Annotated in this window: 19 protein-coding genes; 9 read left to right on the forward strand and 10 right to left on the reverse strand. The window is 68.8% G+C overall.

All coding sequences use genetic code 11. The features are described 5' to 3' along the window. Positions 1 to 4: 4 nt before the first annotated feature. Positions 5 to 736, reverse strand: a complete 732-nt coding sequence (locus AC0662_RS00220; RefSeq protein ID WP_478297440.1) for a FadR/GntR family transcriptional regulator — start codon at positions 734 to 736, stop codon at positions 5 to 7. Between the two features lie 251 nt (positions 737 to 987). Between AC0662_RS00220 and AC0662_RS00225 the strand changes: the two genes are divergently transcribed. From AC0662_RS00225 to AC0662_RS00260, 8 genes are all read left to right on the forward strand, one after another. Then, entirely contained in the window at positions 988 to 2490 is a 1503-nt protein-coding gene (locus AC0662_RS00225) for an ABC transporter substrate-binding protein (RefSeq protein ID WP_478297442.1), read from the forward strand. Then, positions 2487 to 3434: an ABC transporter permease gene (locus tag AC0662_RS00230; protein ID WP_452203191.1), complete on the forward strand. Its 948-nt coding sequence runs from the start codon at positions 2487 to 2489 to the stop codon at positions 3432 to 3434. The genes AC0662_RS00225 and AC0662_RS00230 overlap by 4 nt, the downstream gene beginning before the upstream one ends. Beyond that, positions 3431 to 4249, forward strand: a complete 819-nt coding sequence (locus AC0662_RS00235; RefSeq protein WP_478297444.1) for an ABC transporter permease — start codon at positions 3431 to 3433, stop codon at positions 4247 to 4249. Before AC0662_RS00230 ends, AC0662_RS00235 begins: the two co-directional genes overlap by 4 nt. Before the next feature lie 76 nt (positions 4250 to 4325). After that, positions 4326 to 5279: an ABC transporter ATP-binding protein gene (locus tag AC0662_RS00240; RefSeq protein WP_478297446.1), complete on the forward strand. Its 954-nt coding sequence runs from the start codon at positions 4326 to 4328 to the stop codon at positions 5277 to 5279. Next, complete coding sequence (locus tag AC0662_RS00245; RefSeq protein WP_478297448.1) at positions 5272 to 6135, forward strand: ATP-binding cassette domain-containing protein; 864 nt, start codon at positions 5272 to 5274, stop codon at positions 6133 to 6135. The genes AC0662_RS00240 and AC0662_RS00245 overlap by 8 nt, the downstream gene beginning before the upstream one ends. Further along, positions 6132 to 7589 carry an aldehyde dehydrogenase family protein gene (locus tag AC0662_RS00250; RefSeq protein ID WP_478297450.1) on the forward strand — a complete coding sequence of 486 codons (1458 nt, stop codon included), beginning with the start codon at positions 6132 to 6134 and terminating at the stop codon, positions 7587 to 7589. Before AC0662_RS00245 ends, AC0662_RS00250 begins: the two co-directional genes overlap by 4 nt. Positions 7590 to 7600: 11 nt before the next feature. Continuing rightward, positions 7601 to 8362: an SDR family NAD(P)-dependent oxidoreductase gene (locus AC0662_RS00255; RefSeq protein ID WP_452203186.1), complete on the forward strand. Its 762-nt coding sequence runs from the start codon at positions 7601 to 7603 to the stop codon at positions 8360 to 8362. Positions 8363 to 8444: 82 nt separating this feature from the next. After that, positions 8445 to 9815, forward strand: a complete 1371-nt coding sequence (locus AC0662_RS00260; protein WP_478297452.1) for an amidase — start codon at positions 8445 to 8447, stop codon at positions 9813 to 9815. Positions 9816 to 9850: 35 nt separating this feature from the next. On the opposite strand, the gene AC0662_RS00265 is transcribed toward AC0662_RS00260, so the two are convergent. Continuing rightward, complete coding sequence (locus AC0662_RS00265) at positions 9851 to 11644, reverse strand: bifunctional metallophosphatase/5'-nucleotidase (protein ID WP_478297454.1); 1794 nt, start codon at positions 11642 to 11644, stop codon at positions 9851 to 9853. A 122-nt stretch (positions 11645 to 11766) separates the two neighbouring features. Next, positions 11767 to 12933 (reverse strand): ROK family transcriptional regulator, encoded by a 1167-nt coding sequence (locus tag AC0662_RS00270; protein ID WP_478297456.1) that lies wholly within the window; start codon positions 12931 to 12933, stop codon positions 11767 to 11769. 92 nt (positions 12934 to 13025) lie between these two features. Between AC0662_RS00270 and AC0662_RS00275 the strand changes: the two genes are divergently transcribed. Then, positions 13026 to 13262, forward strand: a complete 237-nt coding sequence (locus AC0662_RS00275; RefSeq protein WP_452203182.1) for a DUF5652 family protein — start codon at positions 13026 to 13028, stop codon at positions 13260 to 13262. Here AC0662_RS00275 and AC0662_RS00280 read toward each other — a convergent pair. From AC0662_RS00280 to AC0662_RS00310, 7 genes are all read right to left on the reverse strand, one after another. Continuing rightward, positions 13232 to 15616 (reverse strand): glycoside hydrolase family 65 protein, encoded by a 2385-nt coding sequence (locus AC0662_RS00280; RefSeq protein WP_478297458.1) that lies wholly within the window; start codon positions 15614 to 15616, stop codon positions 13232 to 13234. The genes AC0662_RS00275 and AC0662_RS00280 overlap by 31 nt on opposite strands. A 42-nt stretch (positions 15617 to 15658) precedes the next feature. Further along, the gene (locus tag AC0662_RS00285; protein ID WP_452203180.1) at positions 15659 to 16138 is read right to left on the reverse strand and encodes a CBS domain-containing protein; all 480 of its coding nucleotides are present in this window, start codon (positions 16136 to 16138) and stop codon (positions 15659 to 15661) included. Positions 16139 to 16249: 111 nt separating this feature from the next. Further along, entirely contained in the window at positions 16250 to 16750 is a 501-nt protein-coding gene (locus AC0662_RS00290) for a hypothetical protein (RefSeq protein ID WP_478297460.1), read from the reverse strand. Positions 16751 to 16855: 105 nt separating this feature from the next. Further along, a complete protein-coding gene (locus AC0662_RS00295; protein ID WP_478297462.1) occupies positions 16856 to 18598 on the reverse strand; it encodes a glycoside hydrolase family 35 protein in 1743 nt (580 codons plus the stop codon). Between the two features lie 88 nt (positions 18599 to 18686). Beyond that, entirely contained in the window at positions 18687 to 19754 is a 1068-nt protein-coding gene (locus AC0662_RS00300; protein WP_478297464.1) for a LacI family DNA-binding transcriptional regulator, read from the reverse strand. A 78-nt stretch (positions 19755 to 19832) separates the two neighbouring features. Further along, positions 19833 to 21776 carry a family 43 glycosylhydrolase gene (locus AC0662_RS00305; RefSeq protein WP_478297466.1) on the reverse strand — a complete coding sequence of 648 codons (1944 nt, stop codon included), beginning with the start codon at positions 21774 to 21776 and terminating at the stop codon, positions 19833 to 19835. Between the two features lie 7 nt (positions 21777 to 21783). Beyond that, the gene (locus AC0662_RS00310; protein WP_478297468.1) at positions 21784 to 22653 is read right to left on the reverse strand and encodes a carbohydrate ABC transporter permease; all 870 of its coding nucleotides are present in this window, start codon (positions 22651 to 22653) and stop codon (positions 21784 to 21786) included. Between the last annotated feature and the right edge of the window lie 5 nt (positions 22654 to 22658).

Raw genomic sequence — 22658 nt, forward strand, 5'->3', positions numbered from 1 at the left:
TTCGTCAGTCCTCTACGAGCGCACGCAAGGTTTCCTGCTCGGAGTCGGGCACATACCCGGCGTAGTAGTCGAGCATGTTCTGCCGGGCGAGCCGGGCGGCGGCGTGACCGTCGCCGGCCCGGATCGCATCGACGACCTCGGCGTGGTGGTGCAGCGACTCCAGCATCAGGGCGCGGCCGTTCGGCGCGTGCGCGATCTTGTCGGAGATCAGGCCGAGGACGACGCCGCGGACCACCTCGTTGCAGATCTGGATCAGCGAGTTCCGGCTGATCTGCGCGATCAGCTCGTGGAACGCCAGGTCGGCCTGGCTGAACGCGTCGAAGTCGACGTCGATCGCCTCCCGCATCGCGACCAGGGTCGCCTCGAGTTCGTCCAGCTGCTCCGGGGTGCGCAGCCGGGAGGCGACCTGGATGGCGGCGCCGTCCATGATCATCCGGAAGCCGATCAGCTCGCTCAGGGTCAGCTCGTCGACCCGGGCGAGCCGGACCATCTGCTTGCGCAACGCGGCCTGGGAGAACGGCAGGACCTCCGGACCGTTCGGGTCGCCGGGCCGGGACCGGACCACGCCGTTGCTCTCCAGCACCCGCAGCGCCTCCCGGACGGTCGACCGGCTGACCGCGAACTGCGCGACCAGCTCCCGCTCGCTCGGCAGTCGCTGGCCCGGGGTCAGGACGCCGCGGGCGAGCGCGTCCTCGACCTGCTCGACGATCCGCTGGTACGCGCGCACAGGCTGCACGGGCTCGAACCGCGGGCCCTCAGAACTGCCCCGTGAAGTGCTGTGTGAATTGTTTGTCATCCGATGCGCCCCCAATCGCCTTGACAGCGCGGTGTGGTGCGACAAACCTAGTGGCCCACTGATACCTAGTCCACTGGTCTGACCAGTCACAGCTGGACGGCGAAGTCCGCCGTACCGGCGTGGCCGGGGTCGGCCCGGCGGGGGTGGCTCGTCAGAATGCGGCGACAGTCCGAAGCACTGGAGGAGTTCGCGTGAAGTTTCCCACCCGTGCGGTCGCATTCGCCGCGGCGGCGCTGCTGGCCGTCAGCGCCTGTTCGGCCGGGTCGAGTACGTCGTCCGGCAGCTCCCCGGGTGGTGATCAGAACCTGTCGATCGGCCTGGTGGCCGAGCCGGCCAGCCTGGACTTCACCACCACCGACGGTGCCGCGATCCCGCAGGTGCTGCTCGGCAACGTCTACGAGACGCTGGTCAAGCAGGACGACTCCGGCAAGATCGTGCCGTCGCTGGCGAAGTCGTGGACGGTGTCGCCGGACCGCAAGACGTACACGTTCGACCTGGTCGACAACGCGAAGTTCACCGATGACAAGCAGTTCACCGCGAACGACGCGGTGTTCAGCATCAACCGGGTGAAGACGGCGTGGACGACGTCGCTGAAGTCGGCGATGGACGTCGTCGCGCAGGCGAAGGCACTGTCGCCGACCCAGCTGCAGGTGACGCTCGCCAAGCCGAGCAACGACTGGCTGTTCCGGATGACGACCCGGATCGGCGCGATGTTCTCGGAGAGCGGCGTCAGCACGCTGGCGACCGCCCCGATCGGCACCGGCCCGTTCAAGTTCTCGAAGTGGAACCGCGGCGACTCGATCGTCATGGTCCGCAACGACGCCTACTGGGGCAGCAAGCCGTTCTTCCAGCAGATCACGCTGAAGTACTTCAAGGACGCGACCGCGCTGAACAACGCGCTGCTCACCAGCACGATCAACGTGATCGGCACCGTGCAGGCGCCGGAGGCCTTGAGCCAGTTCACCAGCAACGCCAAGTACCAGGTGATCGAGGGGACGACGAACGGCGAGGTGCTGCTGTCCTTCAACAACGCGGCCCCGGTGTTCAAGGACCTCCGCACCCGGCAGGCGATCCGGATGGCGATCGACCACAAGGCGCTGCTGGACACCTGCTGGGCCGGTCGCGGCAAGCTGATCGGCAGCATGGTCCCGCCGACCGACCCGTGGTACGAGGACCTCACCGGCGTCGCGCCGTACGACCTGGCGAAGGCGAAGTCGTTGCTGCAGGCGTCGGGTGCGGCCGGGAAGACGCTCCGGCTCCGGCTGCCGACGTTGCCCTACGCAACGTCCTGCGGCCAGGTGGTGAAGAGCCAGCTGGAGCAGGCGGGGCTGAAGGTGAAGATCGACCAGCTCGAGTTCCCGGCGGCCTGGCTGACCACGGTCTTCAAGAACGCCGACTACGACATGTCGATCATCGCGCACGTCGAGCCGCGCGACCTCGGTGCGGTCTTCAACGCGAAGTACTACACCCGGTACGACGACCCGACGCTGCAGGGCTACCTGGCCGCGGCGGACACCGGGGACGAGGCCGCGCAGGTCGACAATATGAAGAAGGCGGCGCGCCGGCTGTCCGAACAGGCCGCGGGCGACTGGCTGTTCCTGCTGCCGAACCTGGTGGTCGCGGACAAGAACATCAAGGGCCTGCCGACGAACGCGATCACCGAGAACTTCGATCTCTCCAAGCTCGCGCGATGATTCTCCGCCTGATCGAGCGCGCGGCAGTGTTCTTGGTCAGCCTTGTGGTGAGCTCGGTGCTGGTCTTCGCGTTCATGGCGGTGCTGCCCGGGGACCCGGCCCGGGTCGCGCTCGGCGTGAACGCCTCGGACGCGGCGGTGGCCGAGCTGCGGCAGCAGTTCGGCCTCGACCGGCCGCTGCCGACGCAGTACTTCGACTGGCTCGGCGGACTGCTGCACGGTGACCTCGGGACGTCGTACATCTCGAAGGTGGCGATCGGTCCGCAGGTGTTCGACCGGCTGCAGGTGACCCTGTGGCTGGTCGTCGCCGGGATGATCGTCGCGCTGCTGGTCGCGGTGCCGGCCGGGACCGTGATGGCGGCGCGGCATCGCAAGGTCTCCGGGCTCGCACTGTCCGCGGTCTCGCAGCTCGGTGTCGCCGTACCGGCGTTCCTCGCCGGGATCCTGTTGATCGTGGTGTTCGCGGTGAAGCTCGGCTGGCTGCCGGCCAACGGGTGGACGCCACCGGCCCAGGACCCGGCGATGTTCCTGAAGCAACTGATCCTGCCCGCGCTCTCGCTCGGTCTGGTCCAGGGCGCCGTCCTGACCCGCTACGTCCGCAGCGCGGTGCTCGACGTACTGCGTGAGGACTACCTGCGAACCGCCCGCGCGAAAGGCCTCCGCCCGTTCCAGGCCCTGTGGAAACACGGCCTTCGCAACGCGGCCGTGCCCGTCGTGACGGTCCTCGGGCTGCAGCTGGCCACCCTGCTGATCGGGGCGGTCGTCGTCGAGCGGGTGTTCGTGATCCCAGGCCTCGGGAGCCTCCTGCTGGACGGCGTGTCGAACCGCGACCTGCTGCTCGTCCAAGACGTGGTGATGATCCTCGTGATCGCCGTACTGCTGGTCAACTTCCTCGTCGACCTGCTGTACGCCGCTCTCGACCCGCGACTGAGGACGGCAGCATGAAGCGGCTGAACCCGAGCCTGGTCGTCGGCGGCGTGATCGTCGGCGTGATCGTGCTGATGGCGCTGCTGTCGTTCGTCTGGACGCCGTACGACGCGACGCTGGTGAGCCCCGCGTCGCGGTTGCTGAAGCCCTCGTGGTCGCACTGGTTCGGGACCGACAAGTTCGGGCGGGACGTGCTCAGCCAGGTCATGGTCGGGTCGCGTACGACGCTGTTCGTCGGAGTCGTCGCAGTCGGTGTCGCCGCGCTGATCGGCGTACCGCTGGGGATCCTGGCGGCGATGGTGCGCCGGTGGCCGAGCGAGTTCATCCTGCGCGCCAACGACCTGTTGCTGGCGTTCCCGGCGTTGCTGCTGGCGATCATGTTCGGTGCCGTGTTCGGGGCCGGCACGCTGACCGCGATGGTTGCCATCGGCATCGCCTCGGTGCCGAGCTTCGCGCGGGTGATCCGGAGCGGGGCGCTGCAGGTGATGCGGACCGAGTACGTGCTCGCGGCGCGCGCCGCGGGACGGCAGCCGTGGCCGATCGCCGTACGGCATGTGCTGCCGAACGTGACGAGCCTGATCACCGTGCAGGCGTCGGTGTCGTTCGCGATCGCGGTGCTGGCCGAGGCAGCGCTCTCGTTCCTCGGGTACGGGACGCCGCCGCCGACTCCGTCGTGGGGGCGGATGCTGCAGGAGAGCCAGGAGTTCCTGTTCAGCGCGCCACGGCTGGCGATCTTCCCGGGTGTCGCGATCGCGGTCGCCGTCCTCGGGTTCAATCTGCTGGGTGACGGCCTGCGCGACCGGTTCGATCCGAAGCTGGAGGACCGCAGATGAAGGAGCGCAGCGAGTTCATCATTCAAGACCGCGAACGCTGTCGTTCATCCGCGCCCGCAGCGAAGCGAGGACGTGGATGAACGACGTACTCACGGTGCGCGGGCTGTCGGTGTCGGTGCGGGACACCGCGCTGGTGTCCGATGTCGACCTGACGGTCGGTGCGGGGGAGCGGGTCGGCCTGATCGGCGAGTCGGGGTCGGGCAAGTCGCTGACCGCGCTGAGCATTCTCGGGCTTCTGCCGGAGGACGTCCGCGCCGACGGCTCGGTGTGGCTCGACGGCGTTGACCACGAGCTGGTCGCGGCGGACGAGCGGCGGATGTCCCGGGTCCGCGGTCGTGAGATCGCGATGGTCTTCCAGGAGCCGATGACCGCGCTGAACCCGACCATGCGGGTCGGCGACCAGATCGCCGAGTCGATGCTGATCCACAAGACGAAGACGAAGTCGGCGGCTCAGACTGCCGCTGCCGAGCTCCTCGAACGGGTGCAACTGCCGCCCGAGACGGCCAGGGCGTACCCGCACCAACTGTCCGGCGGCCAGCGTCAGCGCGTCGTCCTGGCCCTTGCCTTGGCCAACGATCCGGCGCTGCTGATCTGCGACGAGCCGACCACCGCGCTGGACGTCACCGTGCAGGCCCTCGTTCTCGACCTGATCGTTCGCGGCGTCGTGGACCGGTCGTCCGCGCTCCTCTTCATCACCCACGACCTCGCCGTCGTCGCCACGGTCTGCGAACGCGTCCTGGTGATGTACGGCGGCCGCGTAGTCGAGTCGGGTCCGGTCGCCGAGGTGTTCACGCGCCCCCGCCATCGCTACACCCAAGGCTTGCTGGCGGCCTCCGACCTGGAGACCACGTCTCGCCGACTGACCACGATCCCCGGCAACGTCCCACCGGCCGGGCGTTTCCCGACCGGCTGCGTCTTCCGCACCCGCTGCGCGAACGCGACCGCCCTGTGCGAGGAGATGCCGCAGTGGACCGGCTCGGGGACCGACGGCTTCGCCTGCCATCACCCAGCCGGGAGCGTCGATGCCTGACCCGATGACCGCGACCCACGAGACACCGACTGCCATCCAGGTGGTCGATCTGGTCCGCGACTATCCACGCCCCCGGACCTCGGTGCTACGGCCTGCCCCGGTCGTGCACGCGCTGCGGGGCGTGAGCCTGGAAGTCAAGCAGGGCGAGCGATTCGGCATCGTCGGCGAGTCCGGCTGCGGCAAGTCGACGCTGCTCCGGATCATCGCCGCCCTCGACCGCGCCACCTCAGGTCACGTGATCGTCGAGGACACCGACATCACCCGCCTCCCGGAGCGGCGGCTGCGATTCCTCCGGGAGAACCTCCAGCTCGTCTTCCAGGACCCGATGAGCTCACTCGACCCTCGGATGCGGGTCCGCGACATCATCGCCGAACCGCTCGTCGCCCAAGGCCATCCCGCCTCCGGCGAGCGCGTCCGCGAGCTGTTGGAGGCCGTCGGCCTGTCCGCGGACGCCGGCGACCGGTACCCGCACCAGTTCTCCGGCGGCCAACGCCAGCGCATCTCTATCGCCCGCGCCCTCGCGCCACGCCCGCGGATCCTGATCGCGGACGAGCCGGTCAGCGCGCTCGACGTCTCGGTCCGTGCCCAGGTGCTCAACCTGATCTCGGACCTGGTCGACGAGCTCGACCTGACCCTGGTGTTCGTCTCGCACGACCTGTCGGTGGTCAAACACGTCTGTGATCGCGTCGCGGTGATGAACGCCGGCCAGATCGTCGAGACCGGCTACACCGGCGACGTGTACGCCGCCCCGCAGCACCCGTACACGCAGCGCCTGGTCTCGGCCATCCCGACCCTCCAGCGTGCCCTCTCCGGCGCGACCACGTCCGACCTGCTCGCGAAGGGAGATCCGGCATGAAGTTCCCCACCGGCCTGCCGATCGGCGAATCCTGGATCGCGGCACCGGCCACGACCCCGGTGATCTTCCCGTACGACGGTTCCGTGGTGGCGGACGCGCCGGTCGGTGACGTTGAGCTGGCGCGGACGGCACTCGATCATGCGGTCGCTGCTCGCGAGACGGTCGGCCGGCTTCCGTCGTACCTGCGGCGGAAGGTCTTGCAGAGTGTGCATTCCGCTGTGCTGGCCGAGCGGGACGCGTTCGTGGAGCTGTTGGTGCTCGAGACCGGCAAGCCGTTGGTCGACTGCCGGGTCGAGATCGATCGGACGCTGCTCACGCTGGAGACCGCCGCCGAAGAAGTCGCCCGGCTGCACGGCGAGACCGTGCCGCTCGATCTGCTGCCGAGTGGTGAGGGTTTGCAGGGCTTCTGGGTTCGGAAGCCGATCGGCGTGGTCGTCGGGATCACTGGGTTCAACTATCCGCTGCTGCTCGCGGCACACAAGATTGCACCGGCGTTCGCGGCAGGGTGCCCGATCATCGTGAAGCCCGCGCCGCAGACGCCCCTCGCGACGCTCTGGCTCGCCCACCTGATGCGCTCCGCACTCCGGACAGCTGGTGCACCAGAGAGCGCCTTGCAGGTGGTGACCGGCGGCCCGGAGGTCGGCGCCACGCTGACCACCGACGGCCGCATCGGCGCCGTGTCGTTCACCGGATCCGCCGCGGTCGGCCACCAGATCGCTCGGGACGCTGCGCCGACGAAGACTCTCCTGGAGCTCGGGTCCAACTCGGCGCTGGTCGTCGCCGACGACGCAGACCTGGACGCGGCGGCGGACGCGATCGTTCGCGGTGGGTACTACGCGTCCGGGCAGGCCTGCATCTCGGTCCAACGGGTGATCGCGGTCGAGTCGATCCGCTCGCAGTTGCTGGAGAAACTCGGCGCGCGTCTGCCTGGCGTGGTCGTCGGCGACCCGCGCGATCCGGAGACGCGGGTGTCGGCGCTGATCAACCCCGCCTCGACCGATCGCGTGCGGCAGTGGGTCGGGGACGCGGTGCACGCCGGCGCCTCGATCGCGTACGAGGCGCCGGGCGATTCTCTGGACGATTCTCTGGGCGAGGTCCTCGGGCCGATCGTGCTGACCGACGTACCCGATGGGTTGCCGGCGTGGGACGAGGAGATCTTCGGGCCGGTGATCGCGGTGCGGTCGGTGCCGGACGTCGACAGCGCGTTGCGGGCCGTGAACGCGACGCGGTACGGGCTGCACGCGAGTGTCTTCACGTCGTCGCTCGACACCGCGTTCGCGGCGATCGACCGGCTCGACGTGGGCGGCGTGGTCATCAACGAGGTCCCCGGTTTCCGCTCCGACGTGATGCCGTACGGCGGCGTGAAGGACTCCGGCACCGGCCGCGAAGGCCCGCGCTTCGCGATCGAGGAACTCACCACGACCCGGATGGCCATCATCCGCCCGCGCCCGTGAGAGGTGACCCGATGAATTACGCGAACTTGTTCCGGTTGGACGGGAAGCATGCGGTCGTGATCGGTGCGGGGAGTGGGATCGGGCGCGAGAGTGCGCTCGCGCTGGCCGCGCACGGTGCTCGGGTGACCTGTGCGGATCGGGATCTCGCCGCTGCCCGTGAGACGGCCGGGACCGAGCTGGCGGCGTACGAGCTGGATGTGCTGGACGATGCGGCGATCGAGCGGGCTGTGGCCGAGCTCGGGCCGGTGGACGTGCTCGTGTTCACCGCGGCCACGAACGTGCGGAAGCGGATTCTCGACTACAGCAGCGCGGAGTTCGACCGGGTGGTGGCGCTGAACCTGCGGGCGTCGTTCCAGCTGGTGCGCTTGTTCGGGAAGGGGATGGCCGAGCGGGGGAGCGGCAGCATCATCGGGTTCAGCTCGATCCGCGGGACGACCGTGGAACCGGGGCAGTCGGTGTACGCCGCGACCAAGGCCGGGCTCGTCCAGCTGCTGCGTACCGCAGCCGCCGAGCTCGGTCCGTCCGGTATCCGCGCGAACGCGATCGCGCCCGGTGTCGTCGAGACACCCCTCACCGCGCAGATCAAGGCCGACCAGAGCTGGTACGAGGCCTACGCGCGCAAGGGTGCTCTGGGACGCTGGGCCCAACCGAGTGAGCTCGCCGGAGCGGTCGTGTACCTCGCCTCGGACGCGGCGAGCTTCGTGACCGGGAGCGTGCTCGCGGTCGACGGCGGCTGGACCGCGGTCGACGGCCGCTTCGACCCACCGAACTAGCCTCGACCCACCGAACTGGCTTCGACCCCAGGACCAGCTTCGACCCCAGGACCAGCTTCGACCCAGGACTAGGGAGCGCTGCATGAACCTCGCGGACCTGACGGCCACCGAACTGCTGTCCCGTTATGCCGATGCGTCGGTCTCGCCGGTCGAGGTCGTCGACGCCGTGCTCGCGCGGGTGCAGGAGGTCGAGCCGCGGATCTGCGCGCTGTACGCCCTCGACCCGTCGGGTGCCCGGGTCGCGGCCCAGGAGTCGGAGCGCCGCTGGCGCGAGGGTACGGCGGGCGCGCTGGACGGCGTACCGGTGACAGTGAAGGAGAACATCGCGACCCGGGGTACGCCGGTGCCGCAGGGGACCGCGGCGACCGAGCTGATCCCGGCGGCCGAGGACGCACCGGCGGCAGCGCGGTTGCGGGCCGCCGGCGCGGTGATCTTCAGCAAGACGACGATGCCGGAGTACGGGATGCTCTCGTCCGGGGTGTCCACGTTCCATCACCTGACGCGGAACCCGTGGGATCTGTCCAGGACGGCGGGCGGATCGAGCGCCGGCGCAGCGGCCGCAGCGGCCGCCGGGTACGGTCCGATCCACGTCGGCACGGACATCGGCGGGTCGATCCGGCTGCCCGCCGGCTGGTGCGGACTGGTCGGGCTGAAGCCGACCCACGGGCGCATCGCGGTCGGGAACCCGTACCCGGGTCGCGCGATCGGGCCCCTGACCCGGACGGCGCCCGACGCGGCGCTGGCGTTGTCCGTCATGTCCGGGTACGACGCGCGTGACCACACGTCGATCCCGCGCGCGTCCGACGCCTTCGAGGTCGAGCTCAAGGGTCTGCGGATCGCGTTGCTGCTCGACGCGGGCGCCGGCCTGCCGGTCGATCCGGAGGTCACGGCCGCGGTCTCGTCGACGGCCGCGCTCCTCGAGCAGGCGGGCGCGATCGTGGAGCCGATCGCGCCGATCATCAGTCGCGAGATGCTCGACGGGCTGGACCATTTCTGGCGGGTGCGGTCCGCAAGCGACATCGCGGCGCTGCCCGAGGATCGCCGGGCCAAGGTGCTGCCGCAGATCCGCGAGTGGGTGGCGACGGCCGGCGATCTGTCCGCGTTCGACGTCTTCAACGGTCACAGCCAGATGGGCGCTATGGCCGCGGCGGTCGGGCAGGTGTTCACGACGTACGACGTGATTCTGTCGCCGGTCGCGCCGATCACCGCGTTCCCGGCCGAGCTCGCCTATCCGACCAACGATCCGGCGAAGCCCTTCGAGCACATCGCGTTCACGGTGCCGTACAACATGTCCCAGCACCCGGCGATGACGGTCAACGCCGGGTGGTCGAGCGCGGGTTTGCCGATCGGGGCCCAACTCGCCGTACCGCATCACCAGGACCTGCGGGCGCTCGCACTGGCCGACTACCTCGCCACCCACCGCACCGAGCAGCGATGCTGGCCGATGCGGTGAGGGGTAGTCGGCGGGTACCGATCGCTCGGGCGTTGTCAGACCGGCTGCGCGCGATCGAGTGGCGCTGGGGTGAGTACCGGGTTGGCGCGGAGGTAGGCGATGAAGCCCTCGTGGTCGCGGTCGTTGCGGACCGGGTCGGTGAAGCCCGTGAACACCGTTGTCCCGTCGCCACCGATCAGGGTGTAAGCGAGCGCCGCTACGCGATAGTTGCGAGTGAGATCGAGAGGCTTGCCGTCGATCAGTACGTCGGCCGCGTCGACGCGCTGACCGACGGGCTTGGACGTGTCGTAGCGGTAGCTGACGTTGTGTGAGACGGCGAACGGTGCGAACTTCTCGGTGCCGTTGGCCTGCGGTACCCATTGCGCTTCGAGCGCGGCGTGCAGCTGGGTCCCGGGCAGCGTGACGGTGAGCACGGGATTGCCGTACCCGAAGGCGTTCCAGGCCTCGCCGAACAGCACGGTGCCGTCGGTGTCGGACGCGTTGGTGCCCTTGGCGTACAGGAGATCGCCGGTCAGCGCGTTGGAACCGGAGACGGGCTTGACCGAGATCAGCGCCAGGTCGGCCTGGCCGTCGCGATTCTGGTTCGCGTCCCAGTACGCGAAGTCCGCGGCCAGGTTGCCCATGGTGCTCTCGCCCGACGCGTTCGGGGTCCGGGTGAAGTCGCCGGTGACGCGCGCCAGCGGGGCGGCGTACCGCCTCTTGCCCTGGGCACTCCAGTAGTCGGCGATGTACTGGAGCTCCGGGTCGACCGGTACGTCGCGGCTGTTGGCGTGATTGGTCGAAGTGGTGAGCTCGCGGATGACCTCTCCGCTGCGCGGATCGAGCTTCAGGTTGATCTCGCTGATCAACGACCCGTGGTTGCCGGCCTCGACCACCGGACGGGGTACGCCGTTCGGGTCGGGAACCATCATGTTGAAGCGGCAGTGCCAGTGCCCGGTGACGATCGCGGCGATGTCGGGCGACGCGTTCGCGGCGAGCTGGAACACTGGTCCGGACGGATTCGTACCGGCGTTGTAGTCGTTACCGGCGACGCCGCCGTCGTGGATGTTGATCACGATCGCGTTCACGCCGCGCTTCTTCAGCTGCGCCGCCAGCTTGTTGGCCTGCTCGAGGTCGGACAACGAGCGCAGACCAGGCTGGTACGACGTCGATCCCACCTCGGTGCCGACGACGGTCAGGTGGATGAAGGCGATCGGCAGCTTGCGGCCGCGCCCGGCGTCGACCCACTCGATGTTGTACGGCGGCAGGATGGTCCGGCCGGAGTCGGCATGCACCATGTTCGCCGTGTAGAACCGGAAGTTCGCGCCCCGGAAGCGATGCCCCGTCGAGTCGACGAAGTTGTCGTCGCGACCGCTGACCGCGTACGGCTTGCCGTGCTCCATGTGATCGATCAGGAAGTCGACCGACTGGTCGAGCTCGTGGTTGCCGACCGTGCTGAACTGCAGCCCGAGCGCGTTGAGCGCCTCGACGGTCGGTTCGTTCGCGTGCGCGTCGACCTCGAACGGCCAGCCGGAGAAGTTGTCGCCGGACGAGAAGAAGAGCGAGTTCGGCCGGCCCTCGCGCAGCCGCTTGAGGTGCGTGGCCATGTAGCCGACGCCACCGACGGTCACCTGGACCCCGCCGGCGCCGGTGATGACGCTGCCCTGGCTCGGCGTCGTCGGCTGCAGATAACCGTGCAGATCGGTGATGTTCAGCAGCTGTACGTCGACGTACTCCGAAGCGTCGTCGAGTGCCGCCGGGGTGGCGTAGGCGATGTCGCCGACGGCGGTTGCGGTGGCGACTGCCCCGGTGGCGGTGAGGAACGTCCGGCGGCGGATCCGACTGTTCACTGCAGACCTACTTCCTGAGCGGGAGGGAGGGACGCGCATTAGTGTTCATTATTGCCTCTTCCCGACATTAATAACCGCCGGTGCGGATGCGCGTCAATCGCCTGCTGAACAAAAAGCGAACGTCAGATACTGCGGGCCGTGAGTACCGGGAGCGGTCCGCGAGCCGGCGCGAGCAGCCGCTCGTCGACCGCATCCAGCGCGAGGCACGCCGCGCCGATCGCCACGCACCTGTCCCCGAGCGACGACGCCCGCAGCTCGGGCAGGCGCGGGCAGAGCCGAGCCAGCTCGGCGGCGAGCGGGTCCATCAGTACGTCGGCCGCTTGCGAGAACGCACCGCCGAGAACGAGCAGTCGTGGATCGACGACCGCGATCGCGGTCGCGGCTGCGACGGCCATCGCCTGCGCATAGCGCCGTACCGCTCGTTGCGCTGCTCGGTTCCCCTCGCGGGCGGCGGCGAAGGCTTGCTCGGCACGCTGGGCGATCGGGACTTCCGGTGATACGACCGCGTGCAGGTGCTCGATCGCTACTTCCCAGGCGACCGCGGGCAGCGCCGACATGTCCGCGGCGGCACCGTGGGCGCCACGCCGCAGTCGGCCGTCGAGAACCAGGGCCAGACCAGTACGCCGGCCCGCGTGCAGCAGCACCATGTCCGCGACATCGGCCGCCGCGCCGCGCCGCTGTTCGGCCAGGGCGGCGAGCTGGCTGTCGTTGTCCACGACAACGAGTTGCGCCGGGCCCTGGGCGAAGTGTTCGGTCAGGTTCGCGCCGGCCCAGTCCGGGATGGCGTTGGCCTGCACAACGATGCCGGAGGCATCGATCAGTCCAGTGGTGCCGGCGCCGACTGCCCAGACCCGGCTCGCCGCGATCCCTGCTTCACCAGCGCAATCGGCGATCACCCGGTCGGCCGCTGCCAGTCTCTTGCGCCGCGACGCCTCAGGGGTCACGGACTGCCGGGCGCTCGCCAGGATGCGGCCGCCGAGATCGGCGAGCACGCCGCGCACGGAGTACGCGCCGATGTCCAGCCCGACGATGTATCCGGCCTCGGTACGAAACCGGTAGCTGCGGGCCGGACGGCCGCGACCTCGAACAGCCGGACTGCTCTCGGCCAGCCATCGACGGGTCACGAGGCTGGACAACACCTCCTCGACGGCGGTCCGTCCGAGGCCGGTGTGCTCAACGATCTGCGCCACCCGCAGCTCGCCGGCCGACCGCACCGCGGCCAGCACGGCCCGCTCGTTGAGCTGACGAAGCCGGGACTGATCGCCGGCCTCGGATGTCGTCGACCCCATGATCGGCCCAGCTTAGGCCGTATCTGGCGCGGGCCAGCGCGTCGCCCGGCACCTTGCTTGCGTCCGGAGTGCGGTGCGGGCATCGTGGAGACATGGCCAGGACGACATGGCAGGAGATGAGTCCTCGGAAGCGCCGGATGGTGGTTGTCGGCGGCGCGGTCGACGGCGTACTGAAGATCGCCGCGCTGGTCGATCTCTGGCGGCGGCCCGCGACCGAGGTGCGCGGCTCGAAGGTGTGGTGGGCGACCGCCCTGGCCGTGACCAACTCGGCCGGCCTGCTGCCGATCGTGTACTTCGCCTACGGCCGCGAGAAGCCCGACCAGGTGTGAGACTCGCCCGGTCGGAGGACGCGCGTCCGGCCGAAGCAGCGGACGGCGATGGCCGGGCCGGGGCCCGGATCGACGGTGAGAGTCACCTCGGCGGTGGCCACTTCCGCGACGATCCGGTGGCCGCGATAGCGCAGGACCATCCGCAGCGTGCCGAGCCTGCTGGGCCAGTGCGGGTGGAGGCGGAGGACGTCGTCCGCCGCGCTCAGACCCGTGAAGCAGCGCTGGATCAGGTCGACGCCGCCGGCCATCGCGGCGAGGTGGATGCCTTCCGCGGTCGTACCGGTCCGGCGCGGGTCGCCGGCGTCGCTGTGCAACGCCTGCTCGAGGAACCCCAGCGATCGGTCGGGATCGAGTATCGCCAGCCCCCACGCGTGGACCACGGAACTCAGCGACGATCCATGACAGGTACGCGAGAGGTAGTACTCGATAGTCGCGCGGACATCCTCGGCGGTCAGCGAGTACCCGAGCCGCTCCATCAGCTGGCGCAACTCGCGGCGGGGCAGTAGGTACATCAGCATCAGCACATCGGCCTGCTTGGACACCCGGTACGCCGTGACGTCGCGTCCCTCGGCCTCGAGGATCCGGTCCAGCCGCCGAATATCGCCGTACCTGGTCCGGTAGTGCTCCCAGTCGAGCTCGGCCAGATCCTCGTACCCCTCGAACTGGCTGATCACGCCGTGGTGGAACGGGACGAACATCCGGCGAGTCAGCTCGTCCCAGTGGCTGAGTTCCTCGGCGCGCAGGCCGAGCGATTCGGTCAGCTCGATCCGACGCCACCCGGGAAGCCGGTCGAGAGCCTTCGCGGCCACGCCGAACAACCAGACGGCCAGCAGGTTCGTGTAGGCGTTGTTGTCGATCCCGGCGGCCGGCCGGTCCGGATAGCCGGTGTGGAACTCGTCCGGTCCGGCGACGCCGCGGATCACGTAGCGATCGCGGCCCTGGTCGTACTCCGCCAGACCCGCGAAGAACCGGGCCACCTCGACGATGACCTCGGCGCCGTGATCACCGAGGAACTCCAGGTCGCCGGTCATCTCGACGTACTGCCACATCGTGTACGCGATCGCCAGACCCACATGACGTTGCCGGTACGTCGCGTCCTCGGTCCAGCGCCCGGACAACGGGTTCAGGTGCAGCCGCTGGCTCTCCTCGCGGCCGTCGCTCCCGGACTGCCAGGGATACATCGCTCCGGGGTAGCCGGCCGCCCGCGCCGCCTGTCTCGCGGCCGGCAGGCGTCGGTACCGGTAGTGCAGCAGCGCCCGCGTCAGAGCCGGCATCCGCAGCGTCAGGACCGGGAAGACGAACAGCTCGTCCCAGAACACGTGACCCCGGTACGCCTCGCCGTGCAGTCCACGAGCAGGTACGCCGGCGTCGGTCTCGGTGCTGTGCGGCGAAACCGACTGCAGCAGATGGAACAGGTTCAGCCGAACCGCGGCCAGCATCCCGCCGTCCAGGAGCTGCAGCGAGAATCGCTGCCACAGGTGCGCCCACGCGAGCACGTGAGCTTCGAGCAGCCGGTCGAAACCTGGAGCGTTCGCGAGCGCGACGCGAGTGGCCAGCAGCGGTTCGGAGATTCCGGGATCGCGCGATCCGTGGACCGCGACCACCTTCTCAGCGGTGACGACGTCGCCGGTGCGGACGGGTACGACGAGTTCGGCGTACGCGCTGCTCCCGAAGGTCCATCCGGTGAGCTGTGATCCGTTGCGCGCGGCAGTGGTCCGGGTTCCCATGGCGACGCGGTGGCGTGACTGGCTCGTCGACGCGGTCACCAGGAGATTGCCGTCCGCCGCGGTGGTGCTCAGGTCGGTGAGGTGCTTGCCGTTGAGTTTCTGATACCGCTCGACCCCAGCGTTCTGGACATCGGCATTCACGGCTGTCCTGAGCCGGAGGCGACCGTTCCAGTTGGCGACGGTGACGGCCAGCGTCTGCCCGCCCAGGTGTGGCTCCGCCATGCTCACGAAACGGCGCTCGACGGCCGCGACCTCTCGGCCGAGCGCGTCGCGGAGCCGGGAGCGCCGAGTGAGCACGCCGCGGAGCAGATCCAGTTCCTGGTCGTGCTCCAGTACCTCGCAGTTGTCGGGAGTGAGCCAGTCGCCGTCGTCGACGGCCACCGTCAAGGGCAGCCAGTCCGGCAGGTTCACGAGGCTCTCGTTCTCGACCTCGTGATCGTCGACCTGGTCCGTGAGCCGGTTGTAGTAGCCCGCCACGTAGGTGCCCGGGTAGTGGTGCGGTCCAGCGACCGCGCCCGCCCAGGCACCTCTCGTGGCGAAGTACCCGTTCCCAACCGTGCAGAGCGCCTCGCGCCGGCGTTCGTCCTCGGAGTCGTAGCCGTGGAAGCTGTGGGTCCAGTCGTTCATGGCCCGACGCCGGCGCGCATCCGCTGCTCCTGTCGTCCGGCGTTACGTCGCGGCCGGTTCCCGCGCGAGCGGCCTGACCGGCAGAGCGGCCTGTTCGGCGTCTGCGTCGCGGGCCGTACCGGAGGAGAACTCCACCTCGCACGGTTGGCACGGCGCGGAAAGTAGCCCAGCGAGGTTTCTACGGCACACTGTGCCGACCACACGCCCGTGGTCGACGACGGGCAGGTCTTCCACCAGGCCGCTGCACATCCGGTCGAGTGCGAGTTCAATCTCATCGTCCGGACCGACGGTGATCACCCGGTGGCACATCGTGTCACCAACGCCCTGCCGCCGACTCACGTCCGCGCGTGCCGCGCCCCGCGTCAGGTCTGCTCGGCGGATGACTCCGACAAGACCTCCGCGGCGGTCCACGACCGGCAGTGAACCGAGCTGCTCGTCGCGCATCAACCCCGCGGCGACCTCCGTCGAGGACTGCGTCGTCACCGTGACCGCCGGTGTGGTCATGGCCTCCCGGACCAGCATGATCCTCACCCCTCCAGACCCCCCGCTGGTTTCCTCTCCTCAGTATCCGACCGATGCCCCGTGCTCCTCCAGACCTGAAGGGATTCTTCTGGACGGGACCTTTGGCGGTACCTACGTGATCGTCGTACAGACGTAACGCTCGACGAGTTCGTACGGGCCGCCCTGGACCGAGGCCTCGTTGCGCCAGATCATCGTGTCGTCGCCGGTGATCTCCCAGTGCAGGCGGATCCGGACCGGTGGCATGCCGGTGCTCTGGAAGGTCAGCAGATCGCCTTCGATACGTCCCGCGAGGATCTCGAGGTGACCGTAGTTGTCGGCGATAGCGGCCCGGTACTCGCCGTCCTGCGGCGACCATCCGGCGGTCCAGTGCAGTTCCCACCGAAGGACGAACGTACCGTCCAGCAGGTACTGGTCCTGCTTGTAGTCGCCGACGATCCAGAGCCCGTCCTGGACGACACGGTGGATTCCCTCTCCGACGGCGGTCATCGCGGGACTGTCCGGCCCCATCGCCCCCGGCTGGATACTCCCGGTCCAGCGGACGTTCCGGTGGAAGCGAGCCAGCGCGGTCATCTCCGCACCGGCTCGCAGTGGACGCGGAACTGGGGTTGTCATCATGTCGATTCCACTGGTCGAGTCCGTCGGAGTGGCCGACTCCAGCTTCCGTCCGATCCGCGCGACCCGCCAGTGACCGACGTACCGAAATCGGCAGGCCGTGCGCTACAGGTCGCTGTAGCCCAGCCAAGGGGCGCTGGCGAAGGTGGCGGTAGGGGTTTCGAGAGTCTCCAGTTCGAGTACGACGAGCGTGTTGCTGCCCGCGGTCAGGACGGGCGCCGGGACATAGAGAGTCTGTTGGGGTCCGCGGCGCCAGTAGCGGCCCAGGCAGAAGTCGTTGATCCAGGCGAAACCCTTGCCCCAGGCATCGGTCCTGAGGAACAGGTCGGACCGGCCGTCGGCCTCGAACGTCGCACGCCACACGGTCGGGCCGACGTCGACGGCGGACGGCGTGGAGCCGGCCGAGCGCCACAGCCGCGGGAGTTGGTCGAGGTCGATCGCACACGCAGACCAGTCGGTGAGCTCGTCGCCGCCGAGGCGGATCGGTCCGATCAGGCCCTTCGACTCACCGATCCGCGGCCCGTAGTTGACCCGGCCCTGGTCCTCGACCACGAGTTCGAGCCGTCCCCGGGTGTGCGGGAGCATGATCGCGCGCTCGTGACGCTCGCGTTCCAGGACGCCCACCGGCGCGCCGTCCAGGAACACCTGGACGCGGTCACGGACCTCCGCGAAGGTGAGCAACGCCGGCCCGCCTCGCGTCAGCTCCGTGCGGAAGACGGCGAGCCGCGTGTCCAGGTCGTCGAGAGTCGGCAGCTCGCGATGCTCCGACCAGACCCCGCCGCAGCTCGAGAGCAGCCCCACCGGATCGGACAGCTCAACGGTGAACTCCGGTGCGGCCGGTTTCACCGTCGGCACGCTGTCCGGCACCGGTGCGTACCGCGAGATCACGTCCCGGAAAGCGTGGTACTTCTCGGTCGGATCGCCCGCCTCGTCGAGCGGTGCGTCATAGTCGTACGACGTCACCGTCGCGCGGTACACACCCTTGTCGTTGGCCCCGTTCGACAGTCCGAAGTTCGTACCACCGTGGAACATGTAGATGTTGACCGATGCCCCGGCCGCCAGCAGCGCATCGAGCTCCGCGGCAGCATCGGCCGCGCTGGTCACGTGGTGCCGCCCGCCCCAGTAGTCGAACCACCCGTCCCAGAACTCCATGCACATCAGCGGCCCGGTCGGCTGGTGCTTCCGCAGGGTCTCGAGCCGCGGTACGACGCGTGAGCCGAACGACCCGGTCCGCAGTACGCCGTCCAGCCCGCCCGCGGCCAGCATCGCGTCGGTCGGCTGATCCACCGTGACGAGCGGAACCGTGGTGCCGGCGTCCCGGATCGCCTCGGCCAGCGCCTTCAGATAGGTCTGGTCGTCCCCGAAGGCGCCGTACTCGTTCTCGACCTGGACCAGCAGGACCGGCCCGCCCTGATCGATCTGCAGCGGCCGGACGATCTCGAGCACGTCGCGCAGGTACTGGGTGACCGCGGACATGAACCGCGGCTCGAACCGGCGGACCCCGATGCCCTCGTCGCGCAGCAGCCAGGCGGGCAGACCGCCGTTGTCCAGCTCGGCGCAGATGTACGGTCCCGGCCGGACGATCGCGTACAGCCCGGCGGCGGCGACCTCGCGGAGGAACCTGCCGAGGTCGAGGATCCCGGCGGTGTCGAAGTCGCCGGGCCGCGGGCTGTGCAGGCTCCACGGGACATAGGTCTCGATCGTGTTGAGTCCCATCTGCCGGGCCTTCTCGATCCGGTCCGCCCAGCAGTCCGGGTGCACCCGGAAGTAGTGCAGGGCGCCGGAGATGATCTGGAAGGGGCGGCCGTCGAGGAGGAAGTCGGACTCACCGATCGCGAAGCCGGTCATGGGACCTACCATTCTGTTTACGCAAACATCTGCTGTCGTGACGGTAATAGCTCGCCGGTGGACCTGTCCACCGAAGGGGCTGGGGGCGTCAGCGGCCGCCGGTACGGCGCTTGCGCGGCGCCGCCGTGCTCTGCCGGACGACCAGTGGAGCCGCGACCGTGCCGTGGAAGTCGATCAGCTGGATCCGCTCCCGCATCTGCCGCAGGATGAGGTCTACGAGCTCGGTGCCGATCTGGTGGAACTGCTGCCGGACGGTCGTCAACGGCGGCCAGAAGTGCTCGGCGACGTCGATGTCGTCGAAGCCCACCACGCTCACGTCGTTCGGGACGTCGCGGCCGGCCTCGTGCAGTGCGTGGATCAGCCCGCAGGCCATCTCGTCGTTGGCCGCGAAGACCGCGGTGACATCCTTCCGCTCGGCGAGTTCCTTCCCGATCCGGTAGCCCGAGTTCGCGGACCAGTCGCCTCTGATGATCGCCGGGACCTCAAGGCCGGCATCCAACAGGGTTTCGCGCCAGGCGGTCGCGCGCAGGTCCGCGGGACCCGAGTCGTCCGGGCCGGCGATGTGGTGAACGGTTCGATGGCCCAGCTCGATCAGGTGCCGGACGGCAGCCCGGCTGCCGCCGACCTGGTCGGCTCCGATCGCTGGGTGATGTCCAACGAACCGCGAGTCCGACACGGCGACCGGCAAGGTCGGTGGGAGGGCGAGCGTCGTCGGCGTCGCGGTCTCGGCGCGGATGATGATCAGTCCGTCGATGGCCTGGTGGCTGAGGTGCTGGACCGCTTCGCTGACGTCACTCGACGACGGACTCTCCACGTCAACCAGGCTCACCGAGAAACCTTCCCGGCGCGCGGCCTCGATCACCGCCTCGATCGTCTTCGACTCGCCGGTGCGGATCACCTGGTGAGCGATCAGCCCGATCGATCGGAAGTTGCCGCGGCGCAGCGCCCGGGCCGCGTGGTTCGGTGCGTAGCCCAGTTGCCGCATGGCGTCCAGGACGCGTTCCTTCGTCTCGGCACGGACCGGCTCCGAGCCTGTGGACACGCGGGAGACCGTCTGCGCCGAGACACCGGCCAAGCGCGCGACGTCGCCGATGGACGGCCCGGACTTCGGGTGGCCCTTGACTCCGCGGCGGGACGGCTTGGCCTGGTTCGACATGGCATCAGCATAGGTTCGCGGTGTGCGCACCGTGTGCTGCTCCACACCTTGTGGAGCAGCACACGTCGACCGGAGTACCTAGTTGTCCCGGGAGATCATCAGCCAGCTCACCTGGATGTCGGGGGAGCGGGTGGGTGTGATGGACGCGGTGATCTTGCCGTCGGCGCCGACCGTGATTCCGCCGTACGACGCGGCGACGCCGGTCGCGGTGAACAGGCGCTGCTGGTCGACGACGGACCCGTTGATGCTCACCTGCGCCGCGCGGTTCGCCCACGGCCATGGGTCGTAGTACCCGGCATGCACCGTGTACGTCCCGGGCTCGAGGTTCCCGAAGGTGTAGACGAGCGGCTCATGATTCTTCGCGTAGCGGAGGGTTGTGTAGAGATCACCGGTACCCGCCGGTGCGCTCGAACCGGTGTAACCCCAAATCGTGCCGGTGGCCGGGTCGGTTCCCAACGGCTGTTCCGGAGCCGAGCTGAGTAGTGGCTTCTCGGTCGCCGCGGCCTGCACGAGACGCGTCCAGTCCGGCGTCGCGGTACCGCCCGCGTTCACGGCGTACCGCAGTCCGTGGGGCACGACCACGACCGAGCGGGTGAAGGTCCGGCCGTCGGCCAACGTGCCGCGCAGGCTCCCGGGTCCCGGCTGGGTGATGCTCGCCGGATCCCAGGTGACGGCCACCTGCTGTACGCCGCGTGTGGTCGTCACGTCGACGGTGCTGGGCAGGGTGCTCGTGTCGTTGAGCCAGACCTGGTCGGGGATGGTGCTCGACACGGTCCAGCGGGTGTACGGCGCCAGATCGTTCAGCGTCCACTCGGAGTCCGGGCCGACGCTCAGGCTGCCGCCTTCGCCGAAGCTCATCGGCATCCAGACGTACGGCGCGTTCGCGAGATCGCTCGGGGTCCAGCGGTCGCCCATGAAGAGGAACTTGTTGTGCTTCTGGTCGATCGGGATCACGTTCGTGCTCTGCGACCGGTACGTGTTCGCCGCTCCGGCGCCGGCGATCGGGACGCCGCGGTCGGTGAACTGGCCGAGGATGTTCTGCGAGGTCGCGTAGTGCAGCGGGTTGGGGTCCCACCCGGTCGCGCCGGACGTCAGCAGGTAGTACGTGCCCTCGGACTTGAACATCGCGGGCGCTTCGCGCTGGTTGCAGACCAGCGTCCGGGTGAAGTCCTTGCCTTGAACCGCCTTGTCGGGGGAGGCAGACAGGTAGGTGTAGGACTTGTTCAGCTTGGAGACGTACATCGTCCGGTTCTCCTCGGAGGAGTAGATGATGTACGCCGTCCCGTCGTCGTCCACGAACAGGTTCATGTCCCGCGCCATCCCGCCGGCCGGATCGAACGACGATCCGCTACCGCACCACGGGACCGAGTCGCTCGGGACCCGGTTCAGCCGGTACGAGTCGATCCAGCGGAACGGTCCCTTCGGGGAGTCCGCGATCGCCACACCGGCTTCGGCGCGGGCGTAGTTCGACGTGCTGGTCGGTGATGACGGGCCGTCGGAGTGCACCCACATGACCCACTTGCCGGTGGACTTGTTGTAGATCACCTTCGGGCGTTCCAGGATCGACGAGGTCGCCCAGCCGTCCGTGCGGACGTTGTTGGTCGACAGATCCCGCCAGACGACGTCCTTCTGCGCGGGGGAGTAGTGCTTGTACAGCTTGGCGAAGTACTTGTCGTTCTCGAACTGGTCGAGCGAGCTCATCGCGCGCAGTGCGAGTCCCTCGTCCTTCCAGTTGTACAGGTCGTACGACGAGTACAGATGGACACCCGGGCTGTTGTAGTAGCCGTTGCTCCGGTCCTCGCCGTACCAGTAGTAGATGCTTCGGCCGTCCTCGTCCTTCGCCGGTACGACCTGGCCGCCGTGCGCCTGGATCACTGCGCCGTTGGTGTCGAGCCATGGCTGGCCCGGACGGAAGGAGCTGTTCGCCGCAGGCTCGGCCGACCTGGCGGGAAGCGTGACCAGGCTGATGCCGACCGCGGCGAGCAGGACGCCCGCGACGGCCCTGAAGCTTCTTCGGTTCATAGGGTTCTCAACCTTTCAGACCTGACTGGGCGACACCCTGGACGAGGTAGCGCTGAAGGAAGACGAAGACGAGGACGAGCGGCACGATCGAGACGGCCGCCGCCATGAACAGCTGCGGGATGTTGATCGTCTGCGCGGTGACGAACGTCGACAGGGTCACCTGCACCGTCCAGGCGGTCTCGTCCTGCGCGACCACCAGCGGCCAGAGGAACGCGTTCCAGCTCTGGATGAAGGTGATCACCGCGATCGCCGCGATGAAGTTCCCCGAGTTCGGTACGACGATCCGCCAGAACGTCCCGCCGTACCCGAGGCCGTCGATCCGGGCGGCTTCCTCGAGCTCCTTCGGGAACGAGAGGAAGTACTGCCGGAACAGAAAGACGGTGAACCCGCTGAACAGCGCCGGGATGATCAGGCCGCGGTAGTCCGAGACCCAGCCGAGCCAGGACACGATGACGAAGCTCGGGACGAACGTGACCGCGCCCGGGATCATCAGCGTGGCGAGCACCGCGTAGAAGATCTTGTTGCTGTGCGGATGGTTGATCCGGGCCAGCGCGTACCCCGCCAGCGAGCAGACGACGAGCGTGCCGGCGGTGGTGAGGATCGCGACGATCGCCGAGTTCCGCAGCGAGCTGAGCATCGGGATCTCGGGATCGTTGAACAGGTCCACGACGTTGTGCCACTGCACGTCCCGCGGGAACAGCGTCCAGCCGGGCGCGGTGATGTCCTCGGTGCTGGCCAGACCGTTCCGGATCAGGAGATAGAACGGGATCAGGAACAGCACGGTCATCACGAGCAGTACGGCGAGGCCGGCGCCGTTCGCGATCCTGCTGGTGAGTGTGCGCCGGTAACCGACGGCGTGCGGCTGATGGGCATCCATGACGA

The organism is Kribbella sp. NPDC043289, from assembly GCF_056436705.1.

Excerpts from the sequence above, each read along its gene's own strand:
- AC0662_RS00230 (WP_452203191.1), top strand. The coding sequence starts at position 2,487 with ATGATTCTCCGCCTGATCGAGCGCGCGGCAGTGTTCTTGGTCAGCCTT.
- AC0662_RS00235 (WP_478297444.1), top strand. The coding sequence starts at position 3,431 with ATGAAGCGGCTGAACCCGAGCCTGGTCGTCGGCGGCGTGATCGTCGGC.
- AC0662_RS00240 (WP_478297446.1), top strand. The coding sequence starts at position 4,326 with ATGAACGACGTACTCACGGTGCGCGGGCTGTCGGTGTCGGTGCGGGAC.
- AC0662_RS00245 (WP_478297448.1), top strand. The coding sequence starts at position 5,272 with ATGCCTGACCCGATGACCGCGACCCACGAGACACCGACTGCCATCCAG.
- AC0662_RS00250 (WP_478297450.1), top strand. The coding sequence starts at position 6,132 with ATGAAGTTCCCCACCGGCCTGCCGATCGGCGAATCCTGGATCGCGGCA.
- AC0662_RS00255 (WP_452203186.1), top strand. The coding sequence starts at position 7,601 with ATGAATTACGCGAACTTGTTCCGGTTGGACGGGAAGCATGCGGTCGTG.
- AC0662_RS00260 (WP_478297452.1), top strand. The coding sequence starts at position 8,445 with ATGAACCTCGCGGACCTGACGGCCACCGAACTGCTGTCCCGTTATGCC.
- AC0662_RS00270 (WP_478297456.1), bottom strand. The coding sequence starts at position 12,933 with ATGGGGTCGACGACATCCGAGGCCGGCGATCAGTCCCGGCTTCGTCAG.
- AC0662_RS00275 (WP_452203182.1), top strand. The coding sequence starts at position 13,026 with ATGGCCAGGACGACATGGCAGGAGATGAGTCCTCGGAAGCGCCGGATG.
- AC0662_RS00280 (WP_478297458.1), bottom strand. The coding sequence starts at position 15,616 with ATGAACGACTGGACCCACAGCTTCCACGGCTACGACTCCGAGGACGAA.
- AC0662_RS00285 (WP_452203180.1), bottom strand. The coding sequence starts at position 16,138 with ATGCTGGTCCGGGAGGCCATGACCACACCGGCGGTCACGGTGACGACG.
- AC0662_RS00290 (WP_478297460.1), bottom strand. The coding sequence starts at position 16,750 with ATGACAACCCCAGTTCCGCGTCCACTGCGAGCCGGTGCGGAGATGACC.
- AC0662_RS00295 (WP_478297462.1), bottom strand. The coding sequence starts at position 18,598 with ATGACCGGCTTCGCGATCGGTGAGTCCGACTTCCTCCTCGACGGCCGC.
- AC0662_RS00300 (WP_478297464.1), bottom strand. The coding sequence starts at position 19,754 with ATGTCGAACCAGGCCAAGCCGTCCCGCCGCGGAGTCAAGGGCCACCCG.
- AC0662_RS00305 (WP_478297466.1), bottom strand. The coding sequence starts at position 21,776 with ATGAACCGAAGAAGCTTCAGGGCCGTCGCGGGCGTCCTGCTCGCCGCG.
- AC0662_RS00310 (WP_478297468.1), bottom strand. The coding sequence starts at position 22,653 with ATGGATGCCCATCAGCCGCACGCCGTCGGTTACCGGCGCACACTCACC.